Annotated in this window: 18 protein-coding genes and 1 riboswitch; of the genes, 4 read left to right on the plus strand and 14 right to left on the minus strand. The window is 35.6% G+C overall.

Translation table 11 applies throughout. The features are described 5' to 3' along the window. Positions 1–69 precede the first annotated feature (69 nt). Positions 70–1,038, plus strand: a complete 969-nt coding sequence (locus BN853_RS06850) for a LacI family DNA-binding transcriptional regulator (RefSeq protein ID WP_030005217.1) — start codon at positions 70–72, stop codon at positions 1,036–1,038. A 40-nt stretch (positions 1,039–1,078) separates the two neighbouring features. Here BN853_RS06850 and BN853_RS06855 read toward each other — a convergent pair whose 3' ends face one another. From BN853_RS06855 to BN853_RS06900, 10 genes are all read right to left on the minus strand, one after another. Beyond that, positions 1,079–2,425: a glycoside hydrolase family 30 protein gene (locus BN853_RS06855; protein ID WP_030005218.1), complete on the minus strand. Its 1,347-nt coding sequence runs from the start codon at positions 2,423–2,425 to the stop codon at positions 1,079–1,081. A gap of 75 nt (positions 2,426–2,500) precedes the next feature. Further along, on the minus strand, positions 2,501–3,646 hold the full coding sequence (locus BN853_RS06860) for an ABC transporter substrate-binding protein (protein WP_052591338.1): 1,146 nt from the start codon (positions 3,644–3,646) through the stop codon (positions 2,501–2,503). Further along, positions 3,633–4,508 (minus strand): ABC transporter permease, encoded by an 876-nt coding sequence (locus tag BN853_RS06865; RefSeq protein ID WP_030005220.1) that lies wholly within the window; start codon positions 4,506–4,508, stop codon positions 3,633–3,635. The genes BN853_RS06860 and BN853_RS06865 overlap by 14 nt, the downstream gene beginning before the upstream one ends. After that, a complete protein-coding gene (locus tag BN853_RS06870; protein ID WP_030005221.1) occupies positions 4,505–5,341 on the minus strand; it encodes an ABC transporter permease in 837 nt (278 codons plus the stop codon). Before BN853_RS06870 ends, BN853_RS06865 begins: the two co-directional genes overlap by 4 nt. After that, on the minus strand, positions 5,334–6,482 hold the full coding sequence (locus tag BN853_RS06875; protein WP_030005222.1) for an ABC transporter ATP-binding protein: 1,149 nt from the start codon (positions 6,480–6,482) through the stop codon (positions 5,334–5,336). The genes BN853_RS06870 and BN853_RS06875 overlap by 8 nt, the downstream gene beginning before the upstream one ends. 273 nt (positions 6,483–6,755) lie before the next feature. Beyond that, the gene (locus BN853_RS06880) at positions 6,756–7,277 is read right to left on the minus strand and encodes an ECF transporter S component (protein WP_030005223.1); all 522 of its coding nucleotides are present in this window, start codon (positions 7,275–7,277) and stop codon (positions 6,756–6,758) included. Between the two features lie 47 nt (positions 7,278–7,324). Beyond that, positions 7,325–7,416, minus strand: a riboswitch (THF riboswitch). A gap of 18 nt (positions 7,417–7,434) precedes the next feature. Beyond that, on the minus strand, positions 7,435–8,091 hold the full coding sequence (ung, locus tag BN853_RS06885) for a uracil-DNA glycosylase (RefSeq protein WP_030005224.1): 657 nt from the start codon (positions 8,089–8,091) through the stop codon (positions 7,435–7,437). Beyond that, positions 8,084–8,554 carry a GNAT family N-acetyltransferase gene (locus BN853_RS06890; RefSeq protein WP_030005225.1) on the minus strand — a complete coding sequence of 157 codons (471 nt, stop codon included), beginning with the start codon at positions 8,552–8,554 and terminating at the stop codon, positions 8,084–8,086. The genes ung and BN853_RS06890 overlap by 8 nt, the downstream gene beginning before the upstream one ends. A gap of 168 nt (positions 8,555–8,722) precedes the next feature. Further along, positions 8,723–9,733, minus strand: a complete 1,011-nt coding sequence (gap, locus tag BN853_RS06895) for a type I glyceraldehyde-3-phosphate dehydrogenase (protein ID WP_030005226.1) — start codon at positions 9,731–9,733, stop codon at positions 8,723–8,725. Positions 9,734–9,846: 113 nt separating this feature from the next. After that, positions 9,847–10,608 (minus strand): NAD(+)/NADH kinase, encoded by a 762-nt coding sequence (locus BN853_RS06900; RefSeq protein ID WP_030005227.1) that lies wholly within the window; start codon positions 10,606–10,608, stop codon positions 9,847–9,849. 83 nt (positions 10,609–10,691) lie between these two features. Between BN853_RS06900 and BN853_RS06905 the strand changes: the two genes are divergently transcribed. After that, entirely contained in the window at positions 10,692–11,240 is a 549-nt protein-coding gene (locus BN853_RS06905; RefSeq protein ID WP_030005228.1) for a CYTH domain-containing protein, read from the plus strand. A 66-nt stretch (positions 11,241–11,306) separates the two neighbouring features. Here the strand turns inward: BN853_RS06905 and spx are convergent, their stop codons facing one another. Continuing rightward, entirely contained in the window at positions 11,307–11,768 is a 462-nt protein-coding gene (gene spx / locus BN853_RS06910) for a transcriptional regulator Spx (protein WP_030005229.1), read from the minus strand. 226 nt (positions 11,769–11,994) lie between these two features. Between spx and pepF the strand changes: the two genes are divergently transcribed. Then, positions 11,995–13,758, plus strand: coding sequence for an oligoendopeptidase F (pepF, locus tag BN853_RS06915; protein ID WP_030005230.1), 1,764 nt, complete (start codon positions 11,995–11,997; stop codon positions 13,756–13,758). Positions 13,759–14,011: 253 nt separating this feature from the next. Further along, a complete protein-coding gene (gene trpS / locus BN853_RS06920) occupies positions 14,012–15,007 on the plus strand; it encodes a tryptophan--tRNA ligase (RefSeq protein WP_030005231.1) in 996 nt (331 codons plus the stop codon). A 47-nt stretch (positions 15,008–15,054) separates the two neighbouring features. On the opposite strand, the gene BN853_RS06925 is transcribed toward trpS, so the two are convergent. From BN853_RS06925 to tyrS, 3 genes are read right to left on the minus strand one after another with little or no spacing between them, the layout of a single operon-like run. After that, entirely contained in the window at positions 15,055–15,477 is a 423-nt protein-coding gene (locus BN853_RS06925; RefSeq protein WP_030005232.1) for an SRPBCC family protein, read from the minus strand. 13 nt (positions 15,478–15,490) lie between these two features. Continuing rightward, positions 15,491–16,333: a diacylglycerol/lipid kinase family protein gene (locus tag BN853_RS06930; protein WP_030005233.1), complete on the minus strand. Its 843-nt coding sequence runs from the start codon at positions 16,331–16,333 to the stop codon at positions 15,491–15,493. Positions 16,334–16,346: 13 nt separating this feature from the next. Beyond that, positions 16,347–17,582: a tyrosine--tRNA ligase gene (gene tyrS / locus BN853_RS06935; RefSeq protein WP_030005234.1), complete on the minus strand. Its 1,236-nt coding sequence runs from the start codon at positions 17,580–17,582 to the stop codon at positions 16,347–16,349. Positions 17,583–17,648 lie beyond the last annotated feature (66 nt).

Here is a 17,648-nt window from a genome sequence, read left to right on the forward strand (position 1 = left end):
TATCTAACCTTTCGTTTTTACTTTTATTAAGTCTATACTTATTATATAATATTTATGAGGTGATTATCTATGGCAACGATCAAAGATGTTGCAAAAAAGGCCAACGTCAGTGTGGCGACTGTCTCTAGGGTAATTAATAATAAAGGGTATGTTAACGATGAGACTAGAGCATTAGTTGAGACTGCCATTAAAGAATTAAACTACATTCCTAATGAACTCGCACGTTCATTATATAACAAACATTCGCGTTTAATTGGTGTCTTAGTCCCACATTTTGATACGCAGTTTTATGCCGAGCTAATTGAAGGCATTGAAAACCAAGCCATGCGTCTAGGTTATAAGATCATGTTGTCAAACACACAAGACAATAAACAACGTGAAGCTGACTACATTCAAATTTTCAGTCAATATAACATCGATGGCATCATTTTAGCTTCTAACGCACACAACATTACAAAGCTTATGAATTCAACGATGCCTATTTTAACGGTTGACCACATTTTAGCTGAAAACGTCCCTTCGATTACTTCGAATAACGTGCTTGGTGGCGTCATTGCTGCACAAAAGCTCATTAGTGGTGGGGCAAGATACATTCTTGAGCTACGAGGTCCTTCTTTTTTACTAACCGTTTCTGAACGATCCTTAGGCTTTAGACAAGTGTTGGTCCAAAACAACATCCCCTATTTGTCACACGATGGTGACATGATTAACCCCGACGTATCTGAAATCGAACGAATCATTAAAGACAACCCACAAATTGACGCTATTTTTGCACAATCGGATTTCTTAGCGATTCACACCCTATACATCCTTCAAAAACTAGGTAAACGAGTGCCAGAAGACATTCAAATCATCGGATTTGATAACATCGTATTTACCAAACTCGTCTCACCAAATATCACGACGATTGAACAACCAATCAGACGTATGGGTGAACTAGCCGTCGAGTCACTTGTCAAATTACTTAATAACGAAAATTTAGGTGAATTTCACCGAGTTCTTGATGTGAAATTAGTTGAAAGACAATCCACAAAATAACGACAACTAAAAAAGAAGCTTACGAAAAAGCTTCTTTTTTTTACTTAAATTCAATCGTTATGACCGATTCTTTTGGTATTGTGTATTGGTAATACGCACCATCAACATAGATGCTAGTTTTTAAATCAATCGTCGTTTTATTTGCGGCCACGAGCACGATAGACCCATCATGGTTTTTAAATGAAGTTGCTAAAATGTTTACATTAGAACTTGTTGTCTCGATCCGTTTTGCACCGTTTTGATGAAATTTAGAGAAGTGTCCTAAGGCATAATACTCCACATTCTTTTGATAACCTTGATCCGTTTTTGTCAAAACCCCGCGACAATTCATGCACCCACCATTTTTCGGTCCATCGTTTTCATCAAGTACTAAATTCCAAAGCATCACACCTTTAACGTTTTGATTTAATCCGCCAATGAGTAAATTCTCCATGTTCCAAAGTAAATTAGAGGTGAAATGGGTTGCCCATCTTCCGCCACTGCATTCGGTAATGTATAAATCAATACCCTCAAACGCTTCATCATTTAAACTACTCACATCCCCGTCGTAACAATGAAACGCTAAGCCATCCATAGACTCCCTTGAGAGTTTACTATTTAATAGGGTTTTAGGGTAACCGATGTCTTTAAAATTATGATCAAAGCCGAATATTTTTACATCCAAATTTTCTTTGATTAATTGGGTTTTAAGTTCATGTATAAAACCGGCTTGAACTAGTGCACTCATTAACATCGAAGGGTAATTTGGCGTTTGATGAAGCGGTTCATTTTGTGGCGTTACCGCATAGATTTCAATGCCTTCTTTTTGATATGCCTCTATGTAGTTTAAAAAGTAGTTAACATAGGTTTTTGTATAGCTATTTAAAAAGTTACCACCATTTAAGGCTTGACTATCTTTCATCCAAGCAGGCGCGGTCCATGGGGAAGAGACGTATTTGATGTCTTGTTCTATCTCGTTTAATATATCTAATATGAGTCGATCACTTTCGATTGAAAACGGACTTGTAGCCGTTGGTTGATACGTTTGATTCGACAATGAAAAATCCGACGATCCCATCGTTAAACGAACCATATTTAAATTAATACCCTCTTTAGAGAATAACGCTTTAAGCATTTCTTCCTTCTTAATGGCATTTTTTAAATTGTAAGCACTCGACTCAGTCATTGCCGCACCAAAACCATCAATGACTTGATACGTTTTGTTTGATTCGATTCGAATAATTGAATGTGTACTTTCTTCTTTTGTACTCATTAAACTCTCTTTAAATTCAAGATAAGACTCCAAACGTTCTGAGGTTAAATAGACTTCCCCGACAAACACTTTTTTTGTTTCACATCCCGATACAAAAATCATACTCAAAATCATCACCATCCATAGTTTTTTCATGAATTCACCTGCTTTATCTACAATTATATCAAAAAAAAGATGAGAAAAACTTCTATTCTCATCTCTTTATTTTATTTATTTCGATTTTATGTTGTTGATTAATAAGTTGATTCGATCGTTTTGAGCTTGAGTGAAGTCAGAAAGCGGTGTGCCTTTATAAGGTTTTAAATCCCCTTCTTTTGGTAGTGGATAATACGTCTTATTGGCGTAAGCCCAAGCACTTAACCATGGATCCTCATCATCGATGTGAGAAATAATTAAATCGTAGGCGTTTCTGATTGGTGTGGCATAACCAACAACCGAGGCGTTTTCATAAGCTACTTCTGGTCTTAGAAAGAAATCGATGAACTCGTGTGCTTTATCCACGTGTCTAGCATTCTTCGGAATCACAAAGAAATCCATAAACGCAATTGTTTCATCTGGAATGTAGATATCAAACGTGATGTCTTCTAGTTTATCACCCGCATCAAGTCTCGTGTACAACATATCAAGAAAATCCCCTGTGTAAAGATAAGCCATATCTAAGTTATTTGCAGCAATCCCTTTTTTCAAGGTATCAAAGCCCCATTCAGTAAATTTAAAATTTGATAATTTGTCCTCTGCAACTTTTAAAGAAGCTTCATCAAAGATATTTGGTGATAGCCCAGCGCCAAAAAGTGCAGCAGCGTAAGCGAATCTTGGTGTATTGTACATCCCGACACGTGTCCCTGAAGGCCGTTTTTCTGGATCAAAATAAGCGTCCCAACCGTTGGTATTTAGCGCTTCTTCTAAGCCTGCTTTTTGTTTGTTATACATAATCCCAAACGTACCCCAAAAATAAGGTACAGCGTAATTTTCATTGCCATCAAACATTTCACTTTGAATGCCTGAAACGCCAGGCATGTAAGGGTTGTTGATGGGATCATAATTCGTCAACTTACGATAATCAATTTCTTGAAGCAAGTTTTTCTTAACCATCTTTTCTACCATGTAGTCCGAAGGAACAACTAAGTCATAAGCGGTGGTACCTGATTTTACTTTTGAGTAGAAAAGCTCATTTGAATCTGCAATTGATATAATGACTTCATAACCAGTTTCTTTTTCAAACGCTTGAACCATCTCGTCATTGATGTATTCACCCCAGTTAAGGATGAGCAATTGGTTTCCTCGGTTACATCCGGATAATAATGAGAAACCTAAAAATACAATTAACAATAAACCATATCGCTTAATGTTTTTCATTTTTTACCCTCCTAGTCTTTAAATACTGATAACCAATTAACGATAACACCGTAAATAGGGTTACCATGGTTGAAAACGCATAAACACTCGGTGTCAATGATCGTCTACCAATCGAACCATAAATCCAAATAGATAGGTTATCGAACCCATTACCTGTGTTATAGTAGCTAATGACGAAATCATCAATACTCATCGTAAAGGCAAGTAACATACCTGAGAATATCCCTGCTTTAATGGCTGGAACAATCACTTTGTACAATGCACGATAAGGTCTAATACCCAAGTCTAGTGCCGCATCCATTAAAAACTTATCGGTTTCTCTCAACTTAGGTAGAACGCTTAAAACCACATAAGGCATTGTAAAGAACAAATGCGCTAGAATTAAAGTCGCCGGTCCAAATAAGTAAGGAAATAATGGTAACAACATACTAAAAATTAACATCAAGGAAATACCGGTTACGATATCGGCATTTAACACAGGAATGTTATTTAAAATCATGATGTGTTGTCTTTTCTTTTTTTCGATTGCGTTAATCCCAACCGCAACCAGTGTCCCAAGAACAGTTGCAAGTAACGTTGCGATCACACTGACGGTAATTGTGTTAACAATCGCATTTTTCAGTGAACGATTGGAAAACATATTGAAGTACCATTTAAGTGTAAACCCTTCAAAAGAACTAATATCTGTGCTTGAATTGACTGATTGAAATGCAATGGTAACCACCGATAAATACATCATTAAAACAACAACGACACTAAGGCCAATTGAGAAACGCTTAAAGTATTTGTTTACTCGCGTTCTGTCTTTATAACCATAATCTTGTAAATTCGCTTTTGGATAGTTTTTTGTTTCTTTCATCATAATAACGTTTCACCATCCTTATCCACTTTATTAATGATCAATAATGCCCCAATAATAAAGAATAAAATAATAACCGCTAACAATGAACCAAAGTTATAGTTCATGTTCTTGAATGACTCTTCAATCACGTTACCGATTAAGATGATGTTTCCCTTACCTAAGATTTGAGGAATAGCAAACCCAGAAAGCGTTGGCAAGAAAACCATAATTGAGCCGCTAATTAGCCCTTTTAAAGACAATGGAAACGTCACTTTCCAAAACGTTTGAAATTCAGTTAGCCCCAAATCTAATGACGCTTCTTCTAAACGAACACTAATTTTCTCTAGTGCTGTGTAGATTGGTAGAATCATAAACGGTAAGTAGGTAAACACTAGCCCGATTAAAACAGCCAGTGAGGTACCTCTAATACTAATACCGGCATTGATGCCTGCTTTTGATAATAGATCGGTGTAGATGTTATTATATTCCATAATGTTACCTAACGCTTCTGTACGTAATAACAAGTTAGACCACATTGGTAATATTAATATGGTTAAAACTAAAAACTTATTATTGAATTTTGATTTAAATACTCGGTATGCCACAAAATAGCCAATGACCATCGAAATCACCGTAGTACTAAGTGCAAATAATAAGGAATTACGAAACGCAATTAAGGTCGATCGTTCTTTAACTAATAAGAAACTCTCAAGTGAAACGGTCATTTCATCGAAACTAATGCCCTCACTTTTCACAAAGCTTAGAAATAACATGACAAAGACCGGTACTAATGCGAGTACGTATAACCAAACAAAATATGGTTTGGCTAAAAGTCTAAATGCCTTATTATTCATCTTTATTGACCTTCATTATATGGATTTCGTATGGGTCAACCTTTAATCCGATTGGTTCACCTACGACATAGTTTTCGTAAGTATTCACGTTCAATTCAACCGCGTCAACGACGACCGTCAATTCGTTATGAACCCCTTTAAAGATGGATTGTGTAACGATCCCTTTTAATTTGGCTTTATCTAAGTCGACGACATCAAAGTCCTCAGGACGTATCACCACATCAACGGTTTCATTTTCATTAAACGTGTAACCTTGACAATCAAAATCAACACCCATGAAATTAACTAAATCTTTTTTAAGATACGTACCTCTAATGATATTAGATTCACCAATAAACGTTGCTACATAGCGATTGACAGGCTCATTATAAATGTGTTTTGGTGTGCCCATTTGTTGAATTAAACCGTCCTTCATAACCACAATACGGTCGCTCATCGTCATGGCTTCTTCTTGGTCATGTGTGACAAAGATGAAGGTGATACCTAGTTGACGTTGCATTTCTTTTAATTCGTATTGCATGCTTTGTCTTAACTTTAAGTCAAGCGCAGCAAGCGGTTCATCAAGTAATAATATTTTAGGTTTATTAACAAGTGCTCTAGCTAATGCAACGCGTTGTTGTTGCCCACCACTCATTTGTGTAATCTTACGATTTTCAAATCCTTTTAAACTCACTAATGCAAGTGCTTCTTTAACGGCGATGCTTATTTTTTCTTTGATTTTTTTCTTTAAATCTTTTTTTGTAATCTCTTTATTGTTATTTTCGATTTCAATTTCGTGTCTTAGTTTCTCTTCATTAAAGAAGTTTAACAAATAGTCAAATGGACGGTTATTTAATCCAAATGCGACATTGTCAAATACATTTAAATGAGGAAACAAGGCATAACTTTGAAATACGGTATTAATTGGTCTAGCGTAAGGTGGCAATTCATTAAATACCTTACCGTCAATAATGATATCGCCTGAATTTGGTTGTTCAAATCCACCGATCATACGTAACGTTGTTGTTTTTCCACAACCCGAAGGGCCTAATAGAGTAATAAACTCATTCTCATAAATTTGTAGATTTAAACGATCTACGATCACATCATCATCGAATTTCTTAACCACGTCAATTAATTCGATAATTACTTTTTTCTCCAATACCTCATCCTCCTAATTTTCTATTTTTACAAGATTTAATTATAGACTATTTTTTGTGAAATGCAATACTTTTGTTAAAAATATTTTCACACATTTTCATTTAATCAAAAATGACATTTCATAGAAAACTGTTTTATCGCTTCAATAAGCCGATAACTCATTTTTGTTTTTTTTCAAAATTTACGTCGTTTTTTGATGAAAAAAACGCATTGAAAACAGTCCTATTTCATCGTATGATTACCATGAATATATTTCTTGTTTCAATGCATAAATTTATCTTGGGATATAAGCCTTACTTGACTCAATTGGAAGTAACGATTCAATTCGTTTTAGAATTGAGTCTACCACAAACACAATAAGCCCTGAATTAAACAAAAGCGACAATAAACGAATTGGTAATGTTCCAAGTGCTGTTTTTCGTCCAAAATAGATGAAATTAGCAAATGTATTGGCACTTGTGGCTAACAGGTAGCTTACAACAATAACAAGCGCTAAATGAAAGAATTTATAATCTTTCTTATAAAGTAAGCCTGGCAGTATGCCCCACATTAAAGACGATATGGTATAAAGTGGCATGTAACCGACCACCAACCCAAAAGCCGTATCTGCAACCGCACTAATTAGTAGACCATAAATTGGCCCCAACAAAACCCCACCGATAATCAGTGGTATGGCATAATAAGGTAGCCCAAAGGTTCCATTACTCGGGATGAGAAAATAAAACATTAGATTAATTGCTACCGATAGGCTGGCAAAAACAGCCCCTAAAACAATTCTTAACACATTCTTTTCCATAAAAACGACCTCCTTAGATTAAGAAATCCACCAATAAAAAACAAACTTACAGCGGACGCACAAGAAAACCGCCACCTTAGTGTTCGTACTAATCCGACATCCCATGATTAGTCACTTAACGCTTTCTTATTACTCTGTAAGCTTATTCTATCATATCCTATATAATTTGCCAATCAATTGTACCAAGTCCAAGATTTTCTAAGACGTGGTTTGCTAGTTCAAAGACATGCGAACCAATAAATCCTCGATAAGCAGACAGTGGTGACGGATGTGGTGCATAGAATATATAATTTTTTGATTGGTCAATCATGTTTGCATATGTTTTCGCATGAGCACCAAATAACAAGTAAACCACGTGATGTTTTTTTTCATTGATAAGATGAATGATCTCGTTTGTAAACGTCTGCCAACCATAATCTTTATGCGACAGTGGTTGTCCTTCTTTTACCGTTAAAATTGTATTTAACAAGAGAACACCTTGTTTTGCCCATGACGTTAAATCCCCATTGGTACCCATTGAATAAATCGATGACGTTTCAATCTCTTTATAGATGTTTTTCAAACTTGGTGGTAATTTTTCGCCTTGATTCACACTAAAAGCCAGACCGTTGGCTTGATTCTTACCATGATATGGATCTTGTCCAATAATGACGACTTTGACTTGATCTAACTCACAGAGCTCAATCGCTTTATAGACGTCTTCTTCTTTTGGATATACATTACCGCTATTTCTATCCTCAAAAATGTTCTTTTCTAACGTTTTAAAGTAGGGCTTCTTTTTTTCTTCCATCAATAACGCTTTAAAACTATTCATTCGTATACCTCATCACATAATCATCCATGACATAGTTATTTCCGATGTCAGTTACTACCTCTTCGATGATCACAAAGCCTTCTTTTTGGTAAAACTCAATGGCTTTTTGATTCTGTTTATTCACCGTTAAAACAATTGGTTTTTCAAGTGTTTTTAAATAATCGATGAACTTTTTACCGACACCTTTACTTCTTTGTGCTTCATAGACGTAAAGCTTTGATAGAAACAAATCTTCTTCTCGATTTAGAATACTAGCAAAACCAGCGGTTTTTTCTTCTTTTAATAAATAGTATTGATACCCCTGATTGATTTGTTCTTTAATGGATTTTACACTTAAGAACTTTTCAAGCATGTAGCTAATTTGATTTTCTTTTAAGATTGGTTGATAAGTCTCTTTCCAAATACTCGTCGCCATTTTTGAGATTCGTCTGATGTCTTCTTTTGTTTCGACTAATTTATACATTAAAAAAACCTCCCTTTTATACTTACACTTATTATAAACGAAGAGAACCGCGATGTCACTTAAAACAGTCAAAGAAAAGACCTACTTAAATAATATTGGTAAATTGTGTGAGTTTACATGCTAGAAAGTAAAAAAAATGATTAGCCTGAGCTAATCATCTTATTCTGTTTACTTAATTAAACCTGCAAAGAACTCAAGTGTTCTAACTAATTGTGCAGTATAAGTCATTTCATTGTCATACCATGACATTACTTTAACCATTTGCTTGTCGTTAGTTGTTAAGATTTGAGTTGTACCAGCATCAAATACTGAAGCGTGTGAGCCGATAATGTCAGCTGATACGATCGGATCTTCTGTGTAGAATAATGTATCGTTAGAAGCTTTAGCGAATGCTTGGTTAACTTCTTCAACGGTTACGTTTTTCTTTAATTCCACAGTGAAGTCAACGATTGAACCAGTTAGTGTAGGTACACGTAACGCTGTTCCATCTAAATGACCATTTAAGTGTGGCAATACTTTACCTACTGCTGCTGCTGCACCAGTTGATGAAGGAATGATTGAAGCTGCTGCTGCTCTACCACGACGTGATTGGTAGCCTTTTTTGTGTGGTTGGTCCATTAATGATTGGTCATTAGTGTAAGCATGAACAGTTGTCATGAATCCTTTTTCAACACCGAATGCGTCATCTAATACTTTAACCATTGGTGCAAGGCAGTTTGTTGTACATGAAGCACCCGAGATGATTGCTTCTGAACCATCTAATGTGTTGTGGTTAACGTTAAATACGATTGTTTTGATGCCTTTTGAGCTTGAAGGAGCTGAAAGAACAACCTTCTTAGCACCTGCTTCTACGTGCTTAATTGCTTTGTCTTCTGTTAAGAATAAACCTGTACATTCTAAGACAACGTCAACACCTAATTGACCCCATGGTAATGCTGCTGGATCTTTTTCAGCGATGATTTGAACTTTCTTACCATCAACTACTAAAAAATTACCTTCAACTGATACTTCTCCTGGGAATCTACCTTGTGCAGTGTCATACTTTAAAAGGTATGCAAGTTCATCTGCATTTGATAAGTCATTTAATGCCACAACGTCAAACGCTGGGTTGTTGTGCATTAAGCGGAATGCTAAACGGCCGATACGACCAAATCCATTAATTGCTACTTTGATAGCCATATTAAAAAACCCTCCTTAGTTTTGGTTTTTGTTTCCATAGTTATTTTATCATTTATCGACAAAAATTCAAGTTAAATTGCTGCTATATATAGATATATATAAATGTAAACGTTTTAATTACGAGCAATGAAAGTCTTATGAATGCGATGGGCAAAGTCGTGTTTTTCATTTTTCAAAAATTTAACACAAACTTGACTTAATCGCACCTTGATGCTAGACACATTTTCAAGTGAAATAAAGCGTCTGTCAAACGAAAGATCAATGTGCTTTTCATCCGGTTTAATCACAAACTCATGCGCATCTGATAACACGACCGGATAAATCACCTTGTTGCCTGCCGTTTCAAAGGGGGCGATTAGGTTTAATTGTATCGCCTTTAGCTTATTGTCGAGAATTGCCCCACCAAGTGCTTTGTTATAAGCCGTTGAACCAGTCGGCGTTGAAACACAAATACCGTTGCCTCTGGTATGCATCAAATACGTGTGATCGATGTATACTTCTGCTTTTAACATACGACCAATCCCACTCATTGTAATTTCATTTAACGCATAACCTTTGATGTCATTTACCTCATACTCAAGCAAGTAATAATTGACATACGACTTCTCTTCCTTTAACAACTTAAACATTTCATCCAGTTCATTTGGCAAAAACTCTGTGTAAAAACCTAGGTTTCCAGTGTGTATTGATACAATTAGAATTTGATTAATCATTGACTGATAACGCTCGATCACATCAAGGACTGTGCCATCACCACCAATAGAGAAAACAACCTCAGGGTTCTTTTCATCAAGTACACCCATAGCAAGTTCTTTTACACGTCTAGAAACGTCATTGCTAATTTCATCTGTTTTACTAATAATCCAATAGCGCATACCATCCACCCCTACTTCTAAATATAACATAAATCTTGCTATTTGAGTCAAAATAATAGATAATATAGACGGGTGATGAAAAAATGAATGCAAACATTGAAATTGAGTTCAAAACTCCGATTAGTGAAGAACAATACTTATCGCTTATTGAACAGTTTCAACTTGAAAACAATATTTTCAAGCAAACAAATTATTATTTTGATACAGAGGACCTGTTTTTTAGAACAAATAAAATCGTCCTTAGAATCCGTAAAAAGGGAGATCATTTTTACAAAGTCACTATGAAATCACACAGTGAACAAGGTGCCTATGAACAACACGTATTATTAGACGAAGAACAAGCCCTTGACATGATAAAAAATGGGTTTAATGTGTGTGATTTTTTTGATTACGACAAAAAAGTTACGATCATCGGTCAATTAGATAATTATCGTGTATCAACCCCTTATAAAGAAGGCGAGCTCTTCTTTGATAAGATTGAATACTATGGTAAAACAGATTACGAAATTGAGTATGAAGTTGATCAATTCGATATCGGACTCGAATGCTTTAAAGAGTTTTTAGATAGTTATCAAATTACTCAAAAACAGCCGATTAGAAAATCAGAACGTATTTATCAAGAGAACAAATAATCAGTCTTTCGACTGGTTTTTTCTTTACAAACGTAAAAAAACACGATTTCTCGTGTTTTTTATTAACTATACTGTTTTTTGGTCGCTCTTAATCTCATCAAAATAGCGTTTAATTGCTGATTGATAGTCACAGGTTTCACCTTGTGGACAGTCTGCGCACATAACGAGTTGTCTTAAGCGTCTTGGAATAAACACTCTAATTTCTTCGTCATTGTATCCGACTTGCATTTTATTATCATCAACAATAATTGGTCTTTTTAGTACGCTTGGGTTATCAATAATAAAATCTCTTAATTGACTAACAGACATGGATTCAACATCTAAATCTTGTTCTTTGAATATTTTTGATCGTGTTGAAATAATGTCTTCAAACCCGTTTTCGGCGTTTTTCAGCATCAATGTAATGTCATTTAATGTGATACGATTGCTGAATAAATTCTTTTCTTCGTATGGCAAATGATGCTCTTCTAACCACTTTTTCGCTTTTCGACAAGATGAACAACTTGGCGTTGTGTAAATCGTAATCATTGTCTTTCCCCCTTTTGGGCATAGGTATTATCCTATAGCACATTGTGTACAATCGATTTTGATTGCGTTTTAATTATACTACTATTTAAAAATAATATCAATAAAAGAAAGCGATTTCAATTGTATTCAATCGAATTATGTGTTTTCTAAGACATCCGAATCATTAAAACTTGACAGAAAGTTATCATAAGTTATAATATTACTAATACTAGAAAGGAATGAACATATGAATACATGGGATTTATCAATATTTTATAACAATTTTGACGAATGGCAAAAAGACCTTGAGCTTTTCGAATCCAAAATTGAAGAATTTTCAAAATTTAAAGGTCATTTACACGAATTTGAATCGTTTAAGAACTATATTCTCCTTGAGGAGGAAATGATCCAAGTTTTATACAAAGTTTACCCTTACGCACACCTAGCGGCAGACTTAAACTTAAAAGATGGTGAAACTGGTTCAAAATACCAAGCCGTTTTACTTCGTTTATCGAAATTAAACCAAGCCACTTCTTTTTTCTCACCTGAAGTGATTTCCGTTGGTGAGAAAACCATCTTAGAATTTTGTACTAGAGACGAACGTTTGAAACCTTATACGTTTCCTATGCAAAAACTATTTAAACAACAAGCACACGTCCTAAGTGATGACAACGAACGTTTATTATCAAACTTTGGCCCACTATCGAGTGTACCTACCTCACTTTATAATGCGCTATCGATTGGTGATCGTAGCGATGAGACGGTCAAACTTTCGGATGGTTCAAGTGTTGTAATTAACACATCAAACTATCGTTCAATTTTACCAATACTAAAGAATGCTGATGACAGACGTCTCGTTTTTGAAGCCGCATTTAAACGTTACAAAGAGAATAAAAATGCGTTTGCCAACGTTTATAACCTCGTGTTACAAAACATGGCAGCAACCTATAAATCAAGAGGCTATAAATCCGCCCTTGAATCCAGATTAGAAGGTAACAACATCCCTCTATCGGTCTTTCACAACCTAAAAGACGTTGCTTATGAAAACACAGCACCCGTCAAACGCTACATTGAATTAAGAAAGAAACACTTAGGACTAGAGACTTATCATACCTATGATCGTTTCTTACAATTGACAAATGCTGAAATCAAATACCCATACGAAGATGCCAAAGAAATGTTCTTTGAAGCAATTAAATCTTATGACCCTGAGTTTGTTAAAAATGAAATTGCCGCACTCGATGAAGGTTATGTCGATGTCAATCCGAAAGATGGCAAACGTACCGGGGCATATTCAAGTGGTTTTTATGGGTATCACCCATTCATCTTACTAAACCATGATGAAACCCTCGATAGTGTCTTCACACTTGCCCATGAAGCTGGCCACTCAGCGCACACCATCTTCTCAAATGAGGCTCAACCAATGGCAATCGCTGATTATACGATCTTTGTTGCAGAAATCGCATCGACATTTAACGAACGCGTCCTTGCTGATTATATCTTAAGTAAAGCAACCACAAAAGAAGAAAAAATCGCAATCATTGAAAAAGAAATTGACGGTATCATGGCAACCTTCTATCGTCAAACCTTGTTCGCTACCTATGAGTTTTTAGCAAACGAGTTGGTCGAAAAAGGCATTCCGGTCAATGAACAGCAATTATCAAAAATCATGATTGACTTATACAAACATTATTACGACATTGATATCACAAAAGAAGACGGTAAACAATACGTTTGGGCATACATCCCACACTTATTCCACACCCCATTCTACGTTTATCAATACTCAACAAGCTATGCCGCTTCACTAAAGATTTACAGTGATGTAAAAGCTGGTAAAAAAGACGCCATGGCAAACTACATTAAGATGTTAAAACTTGGTGGCTCTATGTACCCGGTTGATGAAGCAAAAGTTGGTGGTGCTGATTTAACTAATAAAGATACTTTCTTAGCTGTCATCGATCGCTTTAATGGTTTGATTGACCAATTAGAAGAAATCTTAAATTCCTAATTTGACAAATTGATATCAATTCGTTAAAATACAACTGTACGTTGAAGTAGAATAGTAAGTTAACCAATGTCTTAAAAAGCGAATTTGGGGTAGTGAAAGCCAAATAGTCTAAGTTAACCGAATGGGCCTATGGAGTACAACAAAAAAGATAAAGGGCTAGTCACTAGACTAGAACTAAGGTGGCACCGCGAGATACTCGTCCTTAGATTAATTTCTAAGGACGTTTTTTTATTTTTAAAAGGAGATTATACACATGAGACTCGTATCAGGCATTCAACCCTCTGGCCAATTAACACTTGGTAATTACCTAGGAGCAATTAAACAATTTATCAACTTGCAAGACGAATTGAAGGACACCGAATTCTTCATTTTTATTGCTGATCTTCATTCAATTACTGTGCCTCAAGACAAAACAAAATTAAGACAAAACATCCGAAGTTTGGCTGCTATTTATTTGGCGTGTGGTCTTGATCCTAAGAAGGTTAATCTATTTGTCCAATCGGAAGTCATCGAACACAATCAGCTCGGTTATGTGATGGAAACAACGGCTTACGTTCCTGAGCTTGAACGAATGACACAATACAAAGATAAAAAACAAAAACAAACCGCTGGCATTCGTACCGCATTACTCACTTATCCGGCATTAATGGCCGCAGACATTCTTCTATATGACGCAGACATTGTACCTGTGGGTGATGATCAAAAACAACACCTCGAATTAACCAGAGATTTAGCCCTACGCTTTAACGCTCAACACGGCGATACATTTATCGTCCCAAACCCTTACATACCTAAGGTAGGCGGTAAGATTATGAGTCTTACGGACCCAACAAAAAAGATGAGCAAAAGCGATGAAAATCCAAAGTCAGTCATCTACTTACTAGATGATTTAAACGCTGTAAAAAACAAGATTAAATCGGCAGTGACGGACTCAGATACGACCATCTGCTACGACCAAAAAAATAAACCCGGCATTTCAAATCTATTAACGATTTACTCATTAGTGACCGATGTACCAATCATACAAATCGAAACCCTTTACGAGGGTAAAACTTACCAAGTATTTAAAGAAGATTTAGCGACTAAAGTCGTTGATTATTTAAGACCGATTCAAGAACGGTATCAGGCACTTCTAAAATCAGAAGCACTTGATGACGTGCTAGACCAAGGCAGAGACAACGCTAGAAACATCGCTTATAAGAAAATTCAAAAAGTCTACAAACGTTTAGGCTTAAATCGCCGTAAATAAAGAAAAAACAGTTAGCTAACATTGGTTAGTCTAACTGTTTTTACTATTTACATGACATTTTCAATAAACGTTTTAAACGCATTCATGCTCGCAAGTGTGCCGTTTTCAAATTTTTCTTGATGAATGTTAGATGATTCATCGAGTTCAAAGAATACCGCCATTTGCCAAATGATTTTGCCGTCTTTTTCAATAAAATGATTCACACAACGATTATATACGTTATCCATTTCATACGTTTCTACTAAATACTCTGGTAACTTGTTTTGATCAATGGTTACTTTCATTTGCATCACCGATTCGTTGTTTTTATAGTTTAGAATACCGATAAACCCAGTTCTTCCAGGTCTACCTTTGATAACACTATAGCCACGAAACGTTGGTTGCCAATCTTGATAGGTTTCATAATCAAGCAAGAATCGTTTGACCTTATCGAGTGTGGTGTTTAACTGAATTTCCTTTTCATAGATCATTTGTATTTCCTCCCTAATGTTTTCGCTTAATGGTGATTTCTCTTACCGGATAAAAGGATTCCCCATCCATCTGTAAGTATTCATCTTCCTTAAACGATAACTTAATTTCTTTTCCTTGATACATTTTGACGTAACGTTTAAAAATCACGTGCCACCCTAAATAAATGGTTGGAAAAATAATGAATAATAAAAACCTTGGAATACGTTCAATTACCATGAGTTCCACCAAATCATCTTCACGTTTGGATTTAGGCGAAAACCGCATCCCGCCACCAGCGTATTTTGAGTTAAGCACCACCGCTAACCAACATTTTTTAAAGCTTAATTGTTTGCCATCGATTTCTACTTCAATTGGTTTTGGTTTATGTGAAACAAAACTTGAGATTGCGTTACGAAAATAATTAAAGGCGTTTTTCTTTTTCTTTGAATTATTAACGACGTGACATACCCGTGCATCCACACCCATGCCAGCACAGTTTAAGAACACGTGCTTTTTTTGATTAAAGGTTGCACTTGGCAAATCAAAGATATACGGATTGATTTTTACTAACTGCTCTTTTGTATTCAAACTTCGAATAAAATCATTGCCGGTACCCGCTTTTAAGACATAAATACCTTGTTTGATGTTGTAATCATAAATGCTGTTGGCTAAATGGTGAAGGGTACCATCACCACCAACGATAATGACTCGATCCTCACCGTCTAATTCGTTTAAAAACTGATTAATGTCTTGAATTTCAAATATCGAATGTACACTGTAACTACTTTGTTCTTTTTCTAGCGTTTCTTTCAAACGCAACACTACATCATTACTTTTGCCATTTCTTGAGAGTGGGTTGTATAAAATGATGTCCATATAGAAATGCCTCCTATTTGAAGACGACTAAAGCGAACTTTTTCTTGCCTCTTCTAACTACTGCATATGTATTATAATACCCTATATTCTTAGATAATACAAAATCAAAATCGGTAATCTTTTCGTCATTAATTAAAACTGCACCGTTTTTGACAAATTCTCTTGCTTCACGTTTTGACTGTGCGAGTTTTAATTCGATTAATGCGTCTAGAATATTGATTTCATCTTTTTCAATACTATCTAGCCCTTTTTGAGCCATTTTAAACTCATCAATAGTTAAACTGCCGAATTCACCGCTAAAAAGTGAATTTGAGACATTGATTGCCTGTTTTAATTGTTCTTCCCCGTGCACCAATTTTGTTACCTCAGAAGCCAGTCGTTTTTGAGCCAGTCGTTCTTCTGGTTTTTCAATTGATGATTGGATTAATAATTCTATTTCTTCTTTGTCTAATAACGTCAACATTTTTAAGTAATTTGCGACATCATCATCCGCTGTATTTAAGAAGTATTGGTAGAGTTCGTATGGAGAGGTTAATGTTTCATCTAACCAAAGCGCACCAGATTCGCTTTTACCGAATTTTGTGCCATCAGACTTAAGCAACAATGGTGAACTCATTGCGACCGCATCATGTTTGTCTCCGACGGTTTTCCTGATTAATTCAAGACCAGTCGTGATATTACCCCATTGGTCTGAGCCACCAAATTGAATCTTACAATCGATCGTTTGATACAAGTGAAGCCAGTCTATGGCTTGGATAATCATGTAAGAAAACTCAGTGTAGGAAATGCCTGTTTCAAGTCTTGCTTGAACGGTTTCTTTCGAAAGCATGTAGTTGATGTTAAAGTTCTTTCCATAATCTCTTAAAAACGAAATCATGTCAATCTTCGAAATCCAATCATTGTTATTGACAAACGTTGCCTCTTTTTGAAAACGACCAATTTGCTTTTTGATTTTTTCCGCATTTTCAAGTGATTGTTCAAGGGTTAATAATTTACGCTCAGAGGTTTGTCTCGGGTCACCGATTAGGCCGGTTGCCCCGCCGATTAATACCACTGGGTGATGGCCATATTTAGCAATCAACATGATTCTAACAATTTGAACCAAGTGACCCACAGTTAATGATTGACCGGTTGGGTCAAACCCACAATAAAACTTCACCTTATCTTCATTTAATAATTGTTTTGCTTTTTCTTCGTTTGAAACGTCTTTAACAAAACCACGCCAAACTAATTCATCATATAATGTCATTTTTTCTTCTCCTTAATTTAAAAAATAAAAAAACGTCCTTAAAAAATTAATTCTAAGGACGAAATC

Origin of the sequence: Paracholeplasma brassicae, from assembly GCF_000967915.1 — a bacterium.
GTDB lineage: Bacteria > Bacillota_I > Bacilli_A > Acholeplasmatales > UBA5453 > Paracholeplasma > Paracholeplasma brassicae.